This is a genomic window from Nocardia stercoris, assembly GCF_003696265.1.
Lineage (GTDB): Bacteria > Actinomycetota > Actinomycetes > Mycobacteriales > Mycobacteriaceae > Nocardia > Nocardia stercoris.
The window spans coordinates 35486-50643 of the sequence record NZ_RFFH01000001.1 but is presented as its reverse complement, the minus strand read 5'-3'; the positions used below and the strand labels follow the sequence as shown (position 1 = coordinate 50643).

Genomic DNA, 15158 nt, shown 5'->3' with positions numbered 1-15158 from the left:
CGGATCAGTTGTAACCGGTGGTGAATCCGAAGCTGAAGTTGTGCTGTCCCGAGGAACACGACACCTCGCCCCGGAATCCGCTGACCACACAGGTCGATCCGCCGTAGCTGATGCTGGCGTCGGGACCGTAAGCCTGACCGGGACCGGGCTGACCGGGCGCCAGCACCTGGCTGTCCTGCCCGTGTGTGCCGAGTGGGCCGACGGCCGGGTGCGGCGGCAGGAACGGCAGGTCGATGCCGATGTTGTTCACCTGGAAGCCGTACCAGTTCATGGGCACACCGACGATGTCGCAGCCGACGTAGCCGTTCGGGCGCATCGCGCAGTTACCCAGGTTGGGGGCGGTGAAGTACACCGTGTCACCCACCAGGTAGCTCGCCGGGTCCACCGCGAAGCTGTCGGCGTTCGCGGCGGGGGTGAAGGCCGACACGGTGGCGGCGGCCAGAACTGCACCGGCGAAGACGGTTCCGGTGCGGACACGTGAGGTCATGCTGCTCCTTTGACTTTTCCGGCCGCCGCGAGCGTGCGGCAACCGGCACCTATCGATAGAGTCGCGCGCCTCCACCGTAGGCGCCGGTCCGCCGGAGGTCGACGCCGGTACAGCTCCCAGACCGGGGAAGCCCGGCGGCTCAGCGCACGGGAGCGCTGCTGCGCCCCCGATCCCGCCCGCTGAGTTCGGCGTCGAGCGTCTCCTGCGCGACGGCCATCTGCGCGGCGTAGCCGGGGTCCTGAAGCCGTTGCCACATCACATCTTCCGGCACGTCCTCGACGTCGCTCACAACCCACCAGATATTGCCGAACGGGTCCTTCAGGCGCCCGCCGCGCTGTCCGAAGGCGCTGTTGTCGATCTCGGTCACCACGGTCGCGCCGGCGGCGAGCGCGGCCGCGAACGCCGCGTCCGCGTCGGGCACCCACACCCGCAGCAGGCTCGGCAGCACCGGCCATTCCGGTCGTCGGTCGAACGCCAGCACGACGGTGTCGCCGACCCGGATCTCACCGTGACCGATCGAGCCGTCCGCCGTGGCGACGCGCGCGAGCTCCTCCCCGTCGAATACCCGCGCAATGAAGTCGAGCAGGGCGCCGGTGTCGTCGGTGACGACCCACGGCGCCACGGTCGTGTATCCGGCGGGGGTGGTGGGCTTCGGGGCGGTCATAGTGGGCTCCTTCTCGACGGGTTGCGCTGTCGTCGGCGACCGTACGCACGATGTAGGACCGTTCCTGTCCTACTTTCGGCGCAGAATGACAACATGCCCGGACCCACCGCACGCCTGCTCAGCCTGCTGTCCCTACTGCAGACCCCGCGGACCTGGGCCGGCAGCGAACTCGCGGATCGACTCGACGTCACCCAGCGCACGGTCCGCCGGGACGTCGATCGCCTCCGGGAGCTCGGCTATCCCGTCGAATCGGACCTCGGCACGCACGGCGGTTACCGGCTCGTCGCCGGGACCGCGATGCCGCCGCTGCTGTTCGAGGACGATGAGGCGGTGGCCGCGGCAATCGGCTTGCGTGCCATAGCCGTTCAGGGGATTCCCGAACTCGAGGATGCCGGTGTTCGTGCACTCGCGAAGCTGAGCCGGTCGCTTCCGGCCCGCCTGCGCCACCGCGTGCGCGTTCTCGGGGCGAGCACGATGACCTGGCGGGCACCGGTCGCCGGGCACGTGGATCCGGATGTCCTCACCGCCCTTGCCGCCGCGGCCGCGAACCGGGAGCGCGTACGGATGGAGTACACGCGCCGCGACGGCACGCGAGGACCACGACATGTCGAACCCTGCAAGCTGGTCAGCACGCGCACCCGCTGGTATCTGGTAGCTTTCGATGTCGATCGACAGGCATGGCGCACCTTCCGTGCGGACCGGATCCACCAGCCGCGGCCGACCGGGTCGGCCGCGCGGCACCACCTCGCCGATCCCGAGATCTACACGCAGCTGCAGGAATCCGAGAGCGCGCTGGCCGCGACCTATCGCGCGGACGTCACGCTGCACCTGCCCCTGGCCACCGCACGGGAACGGCTCCGCGATCATCTCGGCGACGGCGAGCTCACCGCCGACGCCGGCGGTACGCGTTGGCACAGCGCCGAGGACACCGCCGAATGGCTCGCGATCCGGTTGCTGCTGCTCGACTGCCACTTCACTGTGCACGGCCCGCCCGTGCTGCGCGAATACCTCGCGAGTATCCACGAGCGAACCGCCGTGCGGCCGAACAGGTCCGATCGCTAGCTCCCGTCCGGCACCGGGGTCCGCACCGGTGCCCCGTGCGGCTGCGGCAGCCGCGCCGCGCGCTCAGCGAGCAGGTCGTCCCAGGCGTGCTCCCCGGTCAGATCGGCGAGAACCCGTGCCCGGGAGAGCAATTCGTGGGCCTGCTCCGGACGCCCGTGATACGCCTCGATATCCGCGAGCAGGGCGAGGAAGAAGGCCGTCATCACGGTGCTGCCGTCCTCGGTGATGGCCTCGTACGCGGCGTAGGCGGCGGCCGGGTCCACCCCCGCGCCGCAGAGCGTATGCGCCCACACCGCAACGACTTCCGCGCACGCCGCCCACTGTTGCGCACCGGCGGCCGCGAGCGCGGCCGCGACCGAGTCGGCGGCCGGACCGGTGCCCGCGCAGATGCCCAGGACCGCGTCGGCCTCGACCATGCTCAGGCGCGCGGCCAGGAGGTTGAAGACGTCGCCGCGCGAATGCGCCAGCTCCATCGCGATCCGCAGATTCTCCTGTGCCGCAACCCGATCGCCGCGCAACGCCGCCATCAGTCCCATCCAGCAGTACACCCGGGGATGAAAGAAGTGCATCGGATCGGCGACGGTCTCGGGCGCCGGGAACGTCGCGAGCATGGCGCGGGCGACATCGAACATGGCCTCGGACCGGCCGCGCAACGCGTGGATCATGATCTGCACGAAGTGACCCGCGACGCCGACATCCGGATCACCGCACGCCGCATAGCGATCCGCGAGCCCCGCGCAGATCAGTTCGGCCTCGTCGAGCCGGCCGCGCCCGCACAGCATCATGGCCTGCATGGCCATGGCGCCGTAGAACTCGCGGCCCTTGGCCTGCCCGCCCAACTCGAACGCGCGGTCCACCGCGGCCGCGGCCGCCGCACTCACCTGCCCGTGCAGAATCCCGCGGCTGCCGGCCAGATGCAGCCACAGCGTCGCCTCCCGTTCCAGCAGTTCGGGTTCCGCGGGCAACCTCCGGCAGATCTGTACCGCGTGCTCGACCAGCACCACCACGTCGGCGTAGGCCGAGCGGGTCAGCGCCCGCGCGATCACCGCTTCGTGGATCCGCAGCGCCACGGCGGGATCGAGTTCGGTTCCCGCGTTCCAGGCGTGCCCGGCGGCGGCGATCGTGTCCTCGTAGGGCGCGGTGTCGAGCGTGTCAGCGGCCGCGGCCGCGACGGCCGCGTGGATGGTCGTCCGGTCGGTCCCGGAGATCTGCGCCAGCACCGCGTCGCGCACCAGCCCGTGGCTGAAGCGGTAGCTGCCGGGCCGGCCGGGATGCCGGTCGAGCAACCCGGTCTCGTACGCCGGCCGCAGCCGCTCCCGCGCGATGGTCGACGGCTCGCCGAGGATGGAAGCCAGTTCCGGCACCTCGAATTCCGGCCCGAGCACCGCCGCGGCGGCCAGAGTCCGCCGGCTCGGGCCGTCCAGCGCCTCGAGCCGGCTGCCCACCACGCCCGCGATCGCATCCGGCACGGCGTCGAGACCGGGCACGTCGGTGCCCTGCAACCGACCGTCGACGTCGAAGGCGCGCACCAGCTCCCGCACGAAGAACGGATTACCGCCGGCGTGTGCCCACAGGTAGTCCACGATCGCGGGATTCACCGCCGCGCCCGACAGGTCGGCGGCCAGCCGCGCCACCGCGCCCGCGTCGATTCCGCGCAGCCGGATCGTCGTGGTGCCGCCGCTGCGGACCAGCCGATCGAATTCCTGCCGGTTGACGGGCCGGTCGGCACCGAACAGTGTCCAGTTGGCGACCACCTGGACCGGCAGCAGGGGCAGCGCGCCCGAGAGCAGTCCCAGGACCTGCGCGGACATCGTGTCGGCCAGATGCAGATCGTCGAGAACCAGCAGCAGCGGACGCACGGCAGCCAGCTCGACAACCGCGTCGACCACCCCCTGGACGAGCTGAAAGCCCGATGCCGCAACCACATTCGCGCCGACCGCGTCGGCGGTGTGCCATTCCGGCACCAGCGCCTCGACCACGCCCGGCGCCGCCCGCCGCACCCGTTCCCGGCCGGGTGCGCCCAGTTCGCGGCCCAGCCGGCGCAGGATCTGGATCCAGGTCCACAGCCGTGGCACTCGGATCCCGCTGGAATGGGTCGCCCAGGCCACCGTGAGCCCGGCCGGCTCGGCCCGATCCGCGACGACCGCGGTCAGCGACGTCTTGCCGATTCCGCTGTCGCCGGTGATCACCAGCAGGCTCCCGGCGCCGGCCCGCGCCCGCGCCACCATCGCGGCGGCGGTATCCAGCTCCGCGGCCCGGCCGATCACGGTCGGGGGCACGGCGGCCGAGCCGGTGGCGGGCAGCCGGGCCGGTACCGGCGTACCGAGTTCGGCGTCGTGCTCGAGGATCTGCAGGTGCAGCCCCTGCAGGTCGGCACCCGGCCGGGCGCCGATCTCGCGGTCCAGGGCCGCGGCGGCCCGCTCGTAGGCGCGCAGCGCGTCTCCGGTACGCCCGGCCCGGTACAGCGCCAGCATCAGCTGGCCCCACAGCCGCTCCTGCAACGGCTGCCCGCCGAGCGCGACCTCGATCTCGGGAATCAGGGCCGTGCTGTCGCCGCGGCGCAGTCCCGCGTCGAACCGGGCCACCGTCGCCTCGTGCAGCAGCGATTCGCAGCGCAGCACGTCGTTGCGGGCGAACTCCCGGTCGGCGAACGCACCGAAGGGGGTGCCACGCCACAGCGCCAGCGCGTCGGTCAGCAGGTCGAACGCCGCGTACGCGTCGTCGCCGGCCAGGGCCGCGCGGCCGTTCTTGACCAGTTCCTCGAAGCGCAGCAGGTCGACCCGGTCGCCGTCGAGCAGTTCGAGCCGGTAGCCGGGCGAGCGGCTGGTGAGCCGCACGGCCGCGGCGGGGCTCGCGTCGGCCAGGCAGCGGCGCAGGTTGGCGACGTAGGAGCGCACCGACACCAGGGCCTTGGCGGGCGGATCGGCGGGCCAGATCGCGTCGATGAGCCGGTCGGCGCTGACCACGGTGCCGTGTCCGGCCAGCAGGACGGCCAGCGCACAGCGCTGTTTGGGGCCGCCGAGCGCGGCGGGCGCACCGTCGACGCGCGCCTCGACGCCGCCGAAAAGGTAATACTCGACCATCCCACCTACCAGTTGGAGATCGCGATACCGACGATCCAGCGTACCCAGCCCACTACCGGGAACCTGCCGAAATCCGGCGCGATCTTCGCGTCGCTCACCCCCTGTCTGGAGATCCGATGTGCGAAGAGGTCTATCGCGAGCGGGCGCACCTGGTCGCTCACCTGTCCGCGATCTATCCGAGCGTGCGAGTCGACGACCCGGGCGAACCGGAGGCGCCGACCGTGGTGACGGTGTTCCTGCCGACCGGGCCGGTGGGGTGGCATGTGAAGGACCGCGACCTGGCGCTGTTCGCGCACGTGCCTTACGGCGAGAACCACTACGACGGTTACGACACCGCGGAGAAGTACCGCCGCCTCGACGCGGCCACCCGCGACCTCGCCGCGCGACGCGAGTAGGTCCGGCGCGAGTAGGCCCGGGCGGGTATGCGTCGCAGTGCGTCAAATCCTCGGCAGTGGCGCGCGGCGCCGATAGGGTCGAGTCATGGGTGGAACTGGCGCCGCGCCGCGCGGCCCGATCTCGGCACTGGTTCTGGTCGCGCTGCTCGGCATCCTGCTCGGCAGTTTCGCCGGGCCGGCCGCGGCGGCACCGCGCACCGATCTGTGTTCCCCGCCGGGCGTCGCGACGGCCTCGGCCGCGCCGACGAACCTGGCCGCCGCCTCGAGCGGCGGCTCGGACAAGTACACGACCGCGAATACGTTGCCGCTGAATCAAATCGACACCGGTCGACTGGGCCTGGCGAATCCCGGCACGATCAGTGTCGGCACGCTCTCCGACGCCCCGCCGAGCATCTGCGTGAACTCCGCGGGCAGTTTCACCGGATTCGACAACGAGCTGTTGAAGGCCGTGGCCGCGAAGCTGGGACTGCGAATCCAATTCTCCGGCATCGAATTCGCGAGCCTGCTGTCCAATGTGGCGAGCCGGCGGTTCGATGTCGGGTCGTCCTCGATCACCACCACCGAGGATCGCCGCCGGACGGTCGGCTTCACCAACGGCTACGACTTCGGCTACTTCTCGCTGGTGGTGCCGACCGGCAGTTCGGTGCACGGGTTCGGAGATCTCAACGGGGGCACGCGAATCGGCGTGGTGCAGGGCACGGTGCAGGACGACTACGTCACCAATACGCTGCACTTGAACGCGGTGAAGTTCCCCGACTTCAACACCGCCTACGCGAATCTGCGGACCGGGCAGATCGAGGCGTGGGTGGCGCCGTCGCAGCAGGCGATCGGCGCGATCAAGCCCGGCGATCCCGCCGCGGTCGTCCAGAACACCTTCAGCCTGGACAATTTCGTCGGTTACGCCGTGGCCAAGGACAATCAGCCGCTGATCGATGCCCTGAACTCCGGGCTGGACGCGGTGATCGCCGACGGCACCTACGCCAAGCTCTACTCCGACTGGGTACCCAGACAGTTGCCGCCGGGCTGGAAGCCCGGCTCCAAAGCCGCACCGGCACCGCAACTCCCGGATTTCGCCGCCATCGCCAAGGAGCACGCGAGCAGCACTCCGGCACCGTCCGCCGCCCAGCCCTCGACCTTCGCGCAGCTGCGCGCCACCTTCTTCGACTGGTCGTTGTACCGCAAGGCCTTTCCCGATCTGCTGCGCACCGGCCTGCCCAATACCTTGATCCTGGCGTTCGTTTCGGGCGTCGTCGGCACGGCCCTGGGCATGCTGCTCGCGGTGGCGGGCATCTCGCGCACCCGCTGGTTGCGCTGGCCGGCCCGGGTCTACACCGACATCTTCCGCGGCCTGCCGGCGGTGGTGATCATCCTGATCATCGGGTTGGGCATCGGGCCGGTAGTCCGCAACATCACGCACAACAACCCGTACTGGCTGGGTGCGCTCGCGCTGGCGCTCTTGGCTTCCGCCTACATCGGGGAGATCTTCCGCTCCGGGATCCAGAGCGTGGAACCCGGGCAGCTGGAGGCGGCGCGGGCGATCGGGTTCGGCTACCGGCAGGCGATGACGCTGGTGGTCGTGCCGCAGGGGGTGCGCCGGGTGCTGCCGGCCCTGATGAATCAGTTCATCGCGCTGATCAAGGATTCCGCGCTGATCTACTTCCTCGGCCTGCTCGCCTCGCAACGCGAATTGTTCGCGGTCGGACGGGATCTCAATGCCCAGACCGGTAACTTGTCGCCGCTGGTCGCGGCCGGGCTGTGCTATCTGGCACTGACGGTGCCGCTCACCCATCTGGTGAACTACATCGACCACCGGCTGCGGACCGGCAAGACCACACCGGTCGCGCCGCCCGTGGTCGAGGAGGGCTGATCATGGCAGTCTCGTTGACCGGCACCGATATCCACCTCGCCTTCGGCGCGACCCAGGTGCTGCGCGGCGTGGACATCCACGTCGACGCGGGCAAGACCACCACGGTGATCGGCCCGTCCGGTTCCGGGAAGTCGACCCTGCTGCGCGCGCTGAACCGACTGCACGAACCGCAGCGTGGCGACATCCTGATCGACGGCCGCTCGGTGCTGGCCGACGACCCGGACCTGCTGCGCCGCCGGATCGGCATGGTGTTCCAGCACTTCAACCTGTTCCCGCACAAGACGGTTGCCGAGAACGTCGCGCTGGGTCCGCGCAAACTGCGCAAGCTGAGCAAGGACGCGGCGCGCGAGCTCGCGCTGCGCCAACTGGAGCAGGTGGGCCTGGCCGCCAAGGCCGATGTCCGGCCGGGTTCGCTGTCGGGTGGTCAGCAGCAGCGGGTCGCGATCGCCCGGGCGCTGGCCATGCAGCCGGAGATCATGTTCTTCGACGAGGCCACCTCGGCCCTGGATCCGGAACTGGTGAAGGGTGTCCTGGCGCTGATGAGCGATCTCGCCGCCGGCGGCCTGTCCATGATCGTGGTGACGCACGAGATGGCGTTCGCCCGCAACGTCTCCGACACGGTGGTGTTCATGGACCACGGGAAGGTCGTGGAGACCGCCGCCCCGGACCGGCTCTTCGATGCGCCGGAAAGCCCACGCCTGCAACAGTTCCTGTCCCAGGTGCTGTAACCGCGAGTCGGTCGCCGCCGCGGGTGGCCGGACCGCCGCGGACTCACAACTCGCGGCCGCCCACCGCCAGAATGCGCAGCCGGGCGCCGAAGCGTTGGGCGGCATCGACATTCGACAACTGCCAGCGCTGCCGTAGGCCGGGACCGGCGATCTGTAGCTCGGCATCGCCGCCGGCCGTCGGGGTGACGGTGACCGTGAGCTCGTCGTAGCGCCAGGCCGCGAAGCGCCGATCCGATTGCACCAGAACCTGATCCGGCAGGAAGTGCACCCAGCAGCCGGGAGTCTGCAGGCCCGGCACGACCACGTTGGCGGCCAGCCACTTCGGGCCGCGCAGCGTAGGCCGGACCTCCAGCACGCCCGACGAGCCGACCAGCCAGCGATCACCGGTACCGATCAGGCCGCGGAAGGCCGTGACCAGGCTCTCGAAGGCGCGACCGCGGGCATCGGCGAGGTCGTAGCGGACCGGCACCCGGTTGTATCCCGGCCACAGCGAACCCTGGCGCGCGACGTAGTTGAGATCGTCCACCACGGTCGGCGGCGAGGCATGGTCGAGATCGAGCACGGTGGCCGTGCGGCGCAGCACGGTGGCCGTGCGGCGTGACGACAGGCCGCCGCGCCCCATGGGCCGGTGTCGCCGCCGCAGCGCGCCGGAACCGGACAGATCGAACCGGAACGGTCCGGCCGATACGCTCATCCGAGAGAAACCCACCGCAACCCCCTGGCGTTGCACGGAAGGCACGCCACCGCGGGTGTGAGCCGCAAACAGCAGCGCCGCAACGGATCCTACGCCGCAGGCCGCCGCGCTGCGAGCCTTTCCGGGCCACCGGAACAATCCCGGTGACCACAATGTTGCTATACGGGAGAAATCAGACGAGAGGATCCCTGTGCAGGTAGAAATCTGGACCGATATCAACTGTCCCTTCTGTTACCTCGGTAAACAGCGTTTCGAGACCGCGCTGGCCGACTTCGAGCACCGCGACGACGTGCGCGTGGTGCATCGTTCGTTCGAACTGGACCCCACCCTCGCCCCCGGCGACACCGGGGCCGTCATTCCCAAGATCGCCCGCAAGTACGGGATGAGTGTCGAGCAGGCCGCGGCCAACGAGCGCGCCCTCGGCGCCCAGGCCGAAGCCATGGGGCTGCCGTATCTCACCGAGGGCCGCGACTACGGCAGCTCGTTCGACATGCACCGGCTGCTGCACTGGGCGCTCGCGCGCGGCGAGCAGGAGAAGCTGCTCGACGCGCTGTATCACGCCAATTTCGCCGACGAACGGCCCGCATTCGGCGACCGGGAACGCCTGGTGACGATCGCCACCGACGCCGGATTCGACCCCGAGGCGGTGCGTGCGGTCCTCGACGACCCCGCGGCGTACGCCGATGCGGTCCGGGCCGACGAGCAGGCCGCCGCCGACCTGGGCATCACCGGAGTGCCGTTCTACGTCCTCGACGGCAAATACGCCGTCTCGGGCGCCCAGCCGGCCGAGGTGTTCGGGCAGGCGCTGGCCACCGCGTGGGCGAACCGTGCGCCCGCTGTTCAGCTGGTCGGCTCCGGCGACACCTGCGGACCCGACGGGTGCGAGCTGCCGCAATAGGCGCTCGCGTACGCCGCCGATCGGGCTTTGCCAGCCCAGCCGGATACTCTCCCGCCGACGCGCTCACCTTTGACGACAGGGTCACGGCGGTCCGCCGACGGCGACCGCCCGGACGCCCGTCCGCCGCGCCTCTTCGCGGCTTGACCAATACCCCCCAGGGGTATATCTTCGACCCCGACAAGGCGGCGATCCGCCGCCCGCATCGGCTCGAGGGGGCCAACGATGAACGCAATCGGTCACGCGCTCGCACTGACCGGGTCCATGACCTGGGAGATCCTGTGGGCGCTGATCCTCGGATTCGCCCTGTCCGCCGTGGTCCAGGCCGTGGTGCACAAATCGACCATCGTCCGGCTGCTCGGTGACGACCGGCCGCGCACGCTGGCTGTCGCCTCCGTGCTCGGCGCGGCCTCCTCCTCGTGCTCCTACGCGGCCGTCGCCCTGGCCCGCTCGCTGTTCCGCAAGGGTGCGTCGTTCGTGGCGGCCATGGCCTTCGAGATCGGGTCCACCAACCTGGTGCTGGAACTCGGCATCATCCTGACCCTGCTCATGGGATGGCAGTTCACCGCCGCCGAATTCATCGGCGGGCCCATCATGATCGTGCTGGTCGCGGTGCTGTTCCGGATCTTCGTGCGGCGCAAGCTGATCGACGAGGCCCGCGAACAGGCCGATCGGGGTCTGGCCGGTTCCATGGAGGGCCATGCGGCGATGGACATGTCGGTCGCCGACGGCGGCTCGTTCCTGCAACGACTCGGGTCGGCGCGCGGATTCACCGCTGTCGCACACGTTTTCGTCATGGAATGGGCCGCCATCCTGCGCGACCTGGTGATCGGGCTGTTCATCGCCGGCGCCATCGCCGCCTGGGTGCCGGACAGCTTCTGGCAGAGCTTCTTCCTCGCCGATCACCCACTGCTGTCAGCGATCTGGGGTCCGATCGTGGGCCCGCTGGTGGCCATCGCCAGCTTCGTCTGCTCGATCGGCAACGTGCCGCTGGCGGCCGTGCTGTGGACCGGTGGTATCAGCTTCGGCGGCGTGACCTCGTTCATCTTCGCGGACCTGCTGATCCTGCCGATCCTGGCCATCTACCGCCGCTACTACGGCACCCGGATGATGCTGACTATCCTCGGCACCTTCTACGCCGCCATGGTCGGCGCCGGCTACGCGGTCGAGATCCTGTTCGGCACAACCGGTCTCATACCGCGCAGCCGCAGCACCATGGTCATGCAGGAGGGCATCAGCTGGAACTACACCACCTGGCTGAACCTCGCATTCCTCCTGCTGGCCGCGGTCCTGGTGATCCGCTTCTTCCGCACCGGCGGCCTGCCCATGCTGCGCATGATGGGCGGCTCCCCGGACGCGGACCACAGCGGACACGAAGGGCACGGGCACGGCGGCCACGAGGGCCACGAGGGCCACGAGGGCCACGAGGGCCACGAGGGCCACGAGGGCCACGAGCATGGTGGGCACGACCACGGTGCGCACGGAGGTCACGACCAGCACGCCGGTCACAGTGAGCATGCGGCACACGGCAACCCGGCCCACGCCGGTCACAACCACGGTGGCGGCAATGGGCATGCCGACCACGACCAGCACGTGGGTCACAACGAGCACGCCGGTCACGACCATAACGCTCACCACGACGGGAATGCCTGAGCCGCAATCCATCCCGATCATCTGAAAACCCAGCGCGGTCCATCCGTTCGGCCCCCGAGCCGAACGGATGGACCGCACTCGGTTACAGCAACTGCAGCAGCCGCAGATCGGATACGTACTTGTCGATCAGGGCCCGGTTCAGGTGCGGAATCCCCGACCCCGAACGCTCCACGGCCGCACGGAAATTGGCGGTCGGCAGTTCGGATCCACAGCGGGGCTCCGCCGGATCTCGGTACGCGTGCAGCAGCGGCAGCACCGACGCCTTGGCCTGCCACTCCGGCAATTCATGCAGTGCCGCTTCAAATTTCGCGAACCAGTCGGGATAGTCGTCGATGCGTTCGATCGGGTGCCCGGCCTCGATCAGCCAGTCCACGAACTGGTCCAGCGACAGTCCGTCGTCGTGCGGGTTGAACACGTCGAAGGTGGTGTCGCCGGCGGTCGTGCCCGCCCCCAGCTTGGTGATCGCCGCCGCGGTGAAATCGGCGGGCAGGCCGTCGTAGTGCGAACGTTGCCGCTGCCCGAGGGAATCCAAGCGGTAGAACGACTTCGGCGCCAGATGGGTGGCGAGCACGCTGAGGATCAATCGGGTGAAGGCATCGGGCACGTTCAGCTGGCCGGCGTAGTAGCTGTGCGCCAGGATCATGTCCGAACGGAACACCGTCACCGGTAATCCGTACTGCTCGTTGGCTTCCCGCAGCAGGACCTCCCCGGCCCACTTGCTGCCGCTGTAGCCGTTGGCGTAGTCGTCGCCCAGCCTCCAGCGCGGAATCATGGTCCGCACATCGGCGTTCTCGTCGAAGTCCGCGGGGTCGGTCTGCGACGCCACCCCCACCGAAGACAAGTAGGTCACCGGTTTGCGGCGCTCGGTGAGCGCCAGCCGGATGAGCTCGGCGGTGCCCGCGACATTGGGCCCGAACAGCTGGTCGTAGGGCAGCACATGGTTCACCAGCGCCGCCGGGTGCACGATCAGGTCGACCTGCCCGGCCAGCTCCCGCCACTGTTCTTGCGGCAGGCCGAGTTCCGGTTCGCCGATGTCACCGGCCAGCACGCGCAGCCGGCGGCCGGCGAGGCCGCGGTACCGTGCCAGCAGTGTGGCGTCACCGGAGTCGAAGGCCGCGTCCAGTCGGCTGCGGGCGTCGGCGGCGTCGCGGCCACGCACGATGCAGACGAGCTGCCCGCCGACCGCGTCCAGCCGATCCAGCCACTCCAGGCACAGGAACCGCCCGAGGTACCCGTTCGCGCCGGTGAGCAGCACGGTGCGCGGCGGTGAGGTGGCCGCCGGAATCGAATGCGCCGCAACCAGGGTCAGGGCGTCGATGAATTTGTCGAGCGTGAGGTCGGCGGCCTGCAACGGTCCGCTGCCGTGCACCGAGCGTGCGGTCGGTCCGCCGCCGGACGTCATCGCCCGCTCGACGTGGTCGGCGAGCCCGCGCAGATCGACGGCGGGGCTGACGATGTCGCCGACCGGGACCGACACCCCGTAGATCTCCTCCAGCAGCGTCGACAGCGACAGCGCCGACAGTGAGTCCCCGCCCAGGTCACCGAAGCGGGCCTGCGGCGACACCTCGGCCCCGTCCGCACCGAGCAGGGCCGCCGCGGCCCGGCGGACGGTCTCCAGCGGTGGCAGTCCCGCACCGTCGCGGCGCAGCGTGCTCAGTTCGCCGGCCTGCTGGGTCTCCATCGCCTCGTACAGCTGCTCGAGCCGCTCGGCGTACTTCGCCTTCAACTGCGGGCGGGCGAGTTTGCCTACCCCGGAAAGCAATCCGTTCTCCCGGGTGAACGGCTCGGTCTCGATGAGGAAGTCGCGCGGAATCTCGTACGGCGGACGCTCGGCCTCCCGGGCCACTCGCTGCAGTTCGGCGGCGATCGCCTGCTTGGGGTCCCCCGATCGCGCCGCGTCGGTGGGCACCACCACCGCGAGCACGGCGGACCGCGCGCTGGACCCGTAGACGTAGATCTGCCGGATCAGCGGGCTCGTCCCGTACAGCGCCTCCAGCTGCGCCACCGCGACGAACTCGCCCTGCGACAGTTTCAGCACATTGTTGCGCCGGTCGACGTACACCAGCCGGTCCGGGCCGACCTGCGCCATCACGTCACCGGTGCGGAAGTAGCCGTCGGAGTCGAACACTTCGGCGGTGATATCGGGCCGGCGGTAGTAGCCGGCGAACATGTTCTCCGTCTTGACCAGCAGTTCGCCGCGCGGATACGGCCGGTCGGTGCCGAAGTAGCCGAGTTCGGGCACGTCGGCCAGCTTGTAGTCGATCACCTGCGGCCGTTTGATCACATTGTCGGCCAGCACCCCGCCGGCCTCGGTCGACCCGTACCCGTCGTGCAGCGGCAGCCCGAGCACGGACTCCATGAAGGTCCGCATGGCCGCCGACAGCGGCGCCGCACCGCACACGACATAGTCGAGCCGGCCGCCCAGGGTCTGCGTTCGCAGCTCGGTGCGGACCTGCTCCTCGGCCACGGCACGATCGATCCCCGTGGCGAGCAGCCCGTCGACCCGGCTGTGGAACATCTGGTGGATCAGCTCACAGACCCGCGGCACGAACATGATCACGGTCGGGCGGGTCAGCTCGAAATCTTCGAACAGCGAGGACATGTCACTGCTCGCAGCGAACATGCAGCTACCACCGTTGACCAGGGCCGACACCAGCTGGCCGCGACCCGCGAGGTGACTGAGCGGCAGATAGGACAGCGTGCGCACCGGGCCGGTCCGCTCGTCGCCCGGATCGAACACCAACGGCGCCAGCCATTGACCGCACATCAGTTCGTCGGTATACATCACGCCCTTGGGCGTGCCGGTACTTCCCGAGGTATACAGCAGCTGCGCCAAGGAGTCCGCCCGGACTCCCGGCACCGGCACCTCGGGCGCGGGCAGCGACACACCCCGTTCGTCGTCGGTCTGCAGCAACGACACCGTGATCGGGCTGTCGGCCAGGCGCTCGCGGGCGGCCGCGACCGCCGCCAAGTGGGTGTCGTCGTCGGCGTGGGCGCCCAGTACCACCAGGTGCGGTGGCCGGAATCCGGCCCGCACGGCGTCGACGACACTGTCCAGCAGTTCCACGCCGGTGGCCACCAGCTGCGGTTCGATGTCGGCCATGATCTCGGTCCACTGCTGCGGCGGCGCACCGGCCTGCAGCGGGACGGTGACCGCGCCGAGCCGCACGGCGGCCAGCTCGGCGGTGTAGAGGTCCGCGCCGGTGGAGCCGACCAGCGCCACGAAATCGCCGGCCCGCACCGGCTGCGGGTCGTCCCGCCAGGCGGCGGCGATCCGTCCGGCCTGCGCCCACAGCTCGCCGTAGGTGACGATGTCGTAGGCGGGCAGCGGCCGCCGGACCCGGCGACCACCCTGGTCGGTGACCACTTCGGTGGCCCGGACCCCGAGTGCCGGCCGGTCGGCGTATCCGGTCATGATCGTGTCGATGATGCGGCACAGCCGCATCCCGGGCTGCCGAATCGCGGCGGTGACCTGCGGTGACGGGCCCATCGTGATCCCGCTTCGGTCCGCGTCCAGCTGCGCCTGCTCCGCCATACCGCCTCCTGCGTCGATCGGACTGGTGTCACCCCCCACGCATCGAGCAAACTTTCAGCATGCTCAGGTTATCGCGCGTCCGATCTGTCCGGATA

The 15158-nt window shown here is 69.9% G+C and carries 10 protein-coding genes and 1 pseudogene; 6 read left to right on the top strand and 5 right to left on the bottom strand.

Translation table 11 applies throughout. The features are described from left to right. Window positions 1-4: 4 nt before the first annotated feature. The gene (locus EBN03_RS00115; protein ID WP_122185802.1) at window positions 5-487 is read right to left on the bottom strand and encodes a hypothetical protein; all 483 of its coding nucleotides are present in this window, start codon (window positions 485-487) and stop codon (window positions 5-7) included. A 139-nt stretch (window positions 488-626) separates the two neighbouring features. After that, entirely contained in the window at window positions 627-1151 is a 525-nt protein-coding gene (locus tag EBN03_RS00110) for a VOC family protein (RefSeq protein WP_122185801.1), read from the bottom strand. A gap of 93 nt (window positions 1152-1244) precedes the next feature. On the opposite strand from EBN03_RS00110, the gene EBN03_RS00105 reads away from it, so the two are divergent. Further along, window positions 1245-2213 (top strand): helix-turn-helix transcriptional regulator, encoded by a 969-nt coding sequence (locus tag EBN03_RS00105; RefSeq protein WP_122185800.1) that lies wholly within the window; start codon window positions 1245-1247, stop codon window positions 2211-2213. Here EBN03_RS00105 and EBN03_RS00100 read toward each other — a convergent pair. After that, window positions 2210-5296 (bottom strand): AfsR/SARP family transcriptional regulator, encoded by a 3087-nt coding sequence (locus EBN03_RS00100; RefSeq protein ID WP_122185799.1) that lies wholly within the window; start codon window positions 5294-5296, stop codon window positions 2210-2212. The genes EBN03_RS00105 and EBN03_RS00100 overlap by 4 nt on opposite strands. A gap of 116 nt (window positions 5297-5412) precedes the next feature. Here EBN03_RS00100 and EBN03_RS00095 point away from each other — a divergent pair, with 116 nt between their 5' ends. The 3 genes from EBN03_RS00095 (at window position 5413) to EBN03_RS00085 (ending at window position 8286) form a co-directional block, all read left to right on the top strand. Further along, window positions 5413-5691, top strand: a complete 279-nt coding sequence (locus EBN03_RS00095) for a hypothetical protein (RefSeq protein ID WP_122185798.1) — start codon at window positions 5413-5415, stop codon at window positions 5689-5691. An 85-nt stretch (window positions 5692-5776) separates the two neighbouring features. Next, a complete protein-coding gene (locus tag EBN03_RS00090) occupies window positions 5777-7558 on the top strand; it encodes an ABC transporter substrate-binding protein/permease (protein ID WP_122185797.1) in 1782 nt (593 codons plus the stop codon). 2 nt (window positions 7559-7560) lie between these two features. Continuing rightward, window positions 7561-8286, top strand: a complete 726-nt coding sequence (locus EBN03_RS00085) for an amino acid ABC transporter ATP-binding protein (protein ID WP_122185796.1) — start codon at window positions 7561-7563, stop codon at window positions 8284-8286. Between the two features lie 43 nt (window positions 8287-8329). Here the strand turns inward: EBN03_RS00085 and EBN03_RS00080 are convergent, their stop codons facing one another. Next, on the bottom strand, window positions 8330-8980 hold the full coding sequence (locus EBN03_RS00080) for a DUF3304 domain-containing protein (RefSeq protein ID WP_122185795.1): 651 nt from the start codon (window positions 8978-8980) through the stop codon (window positions 8330-8332). 184 nt (window positions 8981-9164) lie between these two features. Here EBN03_RS00080 and EBN03_RS00075 point away from each other — a divergent pair, with 184 nt between their 5' ends. Both EBN03_RS00075 and EBN03_RS00070 read left to right on the top strand, forming a co-directional pair. Continuing rightward, the gene (locus EBN03_RS00075) at window positions 9165-9878 is read left to right on the top strand and encodes a DsbA family oxidoreductase (RefSeq protein ID WP_233608146.1); all 714 of its coding nucleotides are present in this window, start codon (window positions 9165-9167) and stop codon (window positions 9876-9878) included. A gap of 162 nt (window positions 9879-10040) precedes the next feature. Then, window positions 10041-11273, top strand: a pseudogene (locus EBN03_RS00070) (permease); the annotation flags it as partial. Window positions 11274-11610: 337 nt separating this feature from the next. Here EBN03_RS00070 and car read toward each other — a convergent pair. Then, complete coding sequence (gene car, locus EBN03_RS00065) at window positions 11611-15063, bottom strand: carboxylic acid reductase (protein WP_122185793.1); 3453 nt, start codon at window positions 15061-15063, stop codon at window positions 11611-11613. Between the last annotated feature and the right edge of the window lie 95 nt (window positions 15064-15158).

Coding starts and splice junctions, on each gene's coding strand:
- EBN03_RS00080 (WP_122185795.1), bottom strand. CDS start 8,980: ATGAGCGTATCGGCCGGACCGTTCCGGTTCGATCTGTCCGGTTCCGGC.
- EBN03_RS00090 (WP_122185797.1), top strand. CDS start 5,777: ATGGGTGGAACTGGCGCCGCGCCGCGCGGCCCGATCTCGGCACTGGTT.
- car (WP_122185793.1), bottom strand. CDS start 15,063: ATGGCGGAGCAGGCGCAGCTGGACGCGGACCGAAGCGGGATCACGATG.
- EBN03_RS00100 (WP_122185799.1), bottom strand. CDS start 5,296: ATGGTCGAGTATTACCTTTTCGGCGGCGTCGAGGCGCGCGTCGACGGT.
- EBN03_RS00115 (WP_122185802.1), bottom strand. CDS start 487: ATGACCTCACGTGTCCGCACCGGAACCGTCTTCGCCGGTGCAGTTCTG.
- EBN03_RS00085 (WP_122185796.1), top strand. CDS start 7,561: ATGGCAGTCTCGTTGACCGGCACCGATATCCACCTCGCCTTCGGCGCG.
- EBN03_RS00110 (WP_122185801.1), bottom strand. CDS start 1,151: ATGACCGCCCCGAAGCCCACCACCCCCGCCGGATACACGACCGTGGCG.
- EBN03_RS00105 (WP_122185800.1), top strand. CDS start 1,245: ATGCCCGGACCCACCGCACGCCTGCTCAGCCTGCTGTCCCTACTGCAG.
- EBN03_RS00095 (WP_122185798.1), top strand. CDS start 5,413: ATGTGCGAAGAGGTCTATCGCGAGCGGGCGCACCTGGTCGCTCACCTG.